Source organism: Klebsiella sp. MS 92-3 (assembly GCF_000195655.1).
GTDB lineage: Bacteria > Pseudomonadota > Gammaproteobacteria > Enterobacterales > Enterobacteriaceae > Klebsiella > Klebsiella pneumoniae.
The window spans coordinates 42,860-45,920 of the sequence record NZ_GL882828.1 but is presented as its reverse complement, the minus strand read 5'-3'; the positions used below and the strand labels follow the sequence as shown (position 1 = coordinate 45,920).

Annotated in this window: 4 protein-coding genes and 1 riboswitch; of the genes, 2 read left to right on the top strand and 2 right to left on the bottom strand. The window is 58.7% G+C overall.

Going from position 1 to position 3,061, the window contains the following annotated elements:
- A partial coding sequence (gene ubiK, locus HMPREF9538_RS09285; protein ID WP_009485603.1) for a ubiquinone biosynthesis accessory factor UbiK occupies positions 1-202 on the bottom strand: 202 nt, incomplete at its 3' end.
- 120 nt (positions 203-322) lie between these two features.
- A riboswitch (FMN riboswitch) is annotated at positions 323-474 on the top strand.
- Between the two features lie 105 nt (positions 475-579).
- Between ubiK and ribB the strand changes: the two genes are divergently transcribed.
- Positions 580-1,233 (top strand): 3,4-dihydroxy-2-butanone-4-phosphate synthase, encoded by a 654-nt coding sequence (gene ribB, locus HMPREF9538_RS09290; protein ID WP_004174356.1) that lies wholly within the window; start codon positions 580-582, stop codon positions 1,231-1,233.
- Between the two features lie 61 nt (positions 1,234-1,294).
- On the opposite strand, the gene zupT is transcribed toward ribB, so the two are convergent.
- A complete protein-coding gene (gene zupT / locus HMPREF9538_RS09295) occupies positions 1,295-2,065 on the bottom strand; it encodes a zinc transporter ZupT (protein ID WP_002916852.1) in 771 nt (256 codons plus the stop codon).
- A 186-nt stretch (positions 2,066-2,251) separates the two neighbouring features.
- Between zupT and ygiD the strand changes: the two genes are divergently transcribed.
- Positions 2,252-3,043, top strand: coding sequence for a 4,5-DOPA dioxygenase extradiol (ygiD, locus tag HMPREF9538_RS09300; RefSeq protein WP_004174357.1), 792 nt, complete (start codon positions 2,252-2,254; stop codon positions 3,041-3,043).
- Positions 3,044-3,061 lie beyond the last annotated feature (18 nt).

Genomic DNA, 3,061 nt, shown 5'->3' with positions numbered 1-3,061 from the left:
CCCCCAGTTTTTCCCGGGTCCGCAGCAGCACCTGAGTCTGCACGTCAAACTCTTCGCGGCTAACCAGATCCAGACGGGTCAGCTGCGACTGCAGCGCCTGGCGGATTTTCTTCTCAACATCCTCACCCAGATCGCGAAGTCCTTTTGGCATCGACTCATGGACCTGGCGGGCGATTTGTTCAATTTTTTTCGGGTCAATCATGGTGGTTTCCTGCTCGGGTCGGATGATTGATCATTGTAGTGCGAACCAGGCCGCCTATAAACCAGAAATGTTTGAAGCTTATGCATTGCCGAGGATAGTCAATAGCGTTATAGTTATCTCGCTTATTCTCAGGGCGGGGCGAAATTCCCCACCGGCGGTAAATCAACCATGGCGTTGAAAGCCCGCGAGCGCTTTCCGTGACTACGGGAAGGTCAGCAGATCCGGTGTAATTCCGGAGCCGACGGTTAAAGTCCGGATGGGAGAGAGTAACGGCACAGTCGGGCCCAGGCCCGCTCGCGTTGACTTTTGCCGCTAAACCGGCGCTCCTAAGACTGCCCTGATTCTGGTAACCATAATTTTAATGAGGTTTTTTTACCATGAATCAGACGCTCCTTTCTTCTTTTGGTACCGCTTTTGAACGTGTGGAACACGCTTTGGACGCCCTGCGCGAAGGCCGCGGCGTGATGGTGCTTGATGATGAAGACCGTGAAAACGAAGGCGATATGATCTTCGCCGCTGAAACCATGACCGTTGAGCAGATGGCGCTGACCATTCGTCACGGCAGCGGCATTGTGTGCCTGTGCCTGACCGAAGATCGCCGCAAACAGCTGGATCTGCCGATGATGGTAGAGAACAACACCAGCGCCTACGGCACCGGCTTCACCGTGACCATCGAAGCGGCCGAAGGTGTGACCACCGGCGTCTCCGCTGCCGACCGCGTGACCACCGTCCGCGCGGCCATCGCCGACGGCGCGAAACCTTCCGATCTTAACCGTCCAGGTCACGTCTTCCCGCTGCGTGCGCAGCCGGGCGGCGTACTGACCCGCGGCGGCCACACTGAAGCCACTATCGACCTCGTGACCCTGGCTGGCTTTAAACCGGCAGGCGTGCTGTGCGAGCTGACCAATGACGATGGCACCATGGCCCGCGCGCCGGAGTGCATCAAGTTCGCTCAGCAGCACAATATGGCGGTAGTCACGATTGAAGATCTGGTGGCCTATCGTCGCGAACATGAGCGTAAAGCCAGCTAAATAGCGGTTCGCTACGCCCGAGCACAGCCCACTTGTTAGTGGGCTGTGTTGTTTCTGCGCTTTAACCGATGCCCATCGTCTGGAGTACCACCAGGCTCAGCCCCATGACCGACATCCCGCACAGGACGCCGTAGCTTGGATTGCTTTGCGGATCGATCTCTTTCGCCAGCGGCATCAGTTCATCGACCGACAGCGCCACCATAATCCCGGCGACGGCAGCCATGATCGCGCCCATCACCAGCGGCGAGACCAGGCTCCCCAGAATCAACCACGCCAGCACGCCGCCCAAAATTTCCGCCATGCCGGAAAGCCCGGCCCAGAGCACCGCTTTGCTGCGCGAGCCGGTGGCGGCATACACCGGTCCGGCAACCGCCAGTCCTTCCGGAATATTGTGCAGGGCGACGGCAAGGGCGACGCCCATGCCAAGCTCGAGGTTGTTGCTGGCCGTGACATAGGTGGCGATCCCTTCCGGAAAGTTATGCAGGCTGATCCCCAGCGTCAGAAGAATAGCGGTGCGGCGTAAGTTGCGCGGGCGCGGCATGGCGGGAGTCATCAGATCCTGCGGGTGGGCGTGCGGCAGCAGGCGGTCAAGGCCAAAGTAACCCAGCAGGCCGACAACAAACATTCCGTAGCCGAGCAGCGGCGACATGCCCTCGGCGGCCAGCGCGGCAGGCAGCATTTCCATCAACGAAATCAATAGCATAATCCCGGCGGCAAAGCCGAGGGAGAAGCCAAGCAGGCGGTTAGAGGGTTTCTGGCCAATCACGCCGAATATGGCGCCAATGAAGGTTGCGCTACCGGCTAACAGCGTCAATATTAAGGGTGATGACATCGCTTCTCTCCCTGTGAAAATAATTACATACGAGTATATTGCCTGAGGATGCGCGTACGGGACACGTCCCTTTACCGCGAATTACATTCAAATTTTCTGACGATCATCATCATGGTTATCTGAGTTTATCCTGGCGCAAAAGCGCGTAATGTGAGCACATCACATTGACACCCTAAGGATATCATCATGTCCCGTACTCGAATGCCCGCGTTGTTTCTCGGCCATGGCAGCCCAATGAACGTGCTGGAAGACAACCGTTATACCCGCGCCTGGGCTCAACTGGGCGAAACCCTGCCGCGTCCGAAAGCGATCGTGGTGGTCTCTGCGCACTGGTTTACGCGCGGTACGGGCGTAACGGCGATGGAGGCGCCGAAGACCATTCATGACTTCGGCGGTTTTCCGCAGGCGCTGTATGACACGCATTATCCGGCGCCGGGCTCTCCGGCGCTGGCGCAACGGCTGGTGGAGCTGCTCTCGCCGGTGCCGGTCACCCTCGATACAGAAGCCTGGGGATTTGACCATGGCTCGTGGGGCGTGCTGATTAAAATGTATCCGCAGGCGGATATCCCGATGGTTCAGTTGAGCATCGACAGCACCAAACCGCCGGCCTGGCATCTCGAAATGGGGCGGAAGCTGGCCTCGCTGCGTGATGAAGGCATTATGCTGGTGGCCAGCGGCAACGTGGTGCATAACCTGCGCACCGCCCGCTGGCATGGCGAGAACACGCCGTACCCTTGGGCAGAGTCCTTCAATAATTACGTGAAAGCGAATCTGCAATGGCAGGGGCTGGACGAGCAGCACCCGCTGGTTAACTACCTGGCACACGAAGGGGGCTCGCTCTCCAATCCGACGGCGGAGCATTTCCTGCCGCTGCTGTATGTCCTGGGGACGTGGGATGGCGTTGAGGCGATGACGATCCCAGTCGATGGCATCGAGATGGGCTCGCTGAGCATGCTGTCGGTGTTGGTTGGCGCCTGATGATAGCGCGCTCCGGCG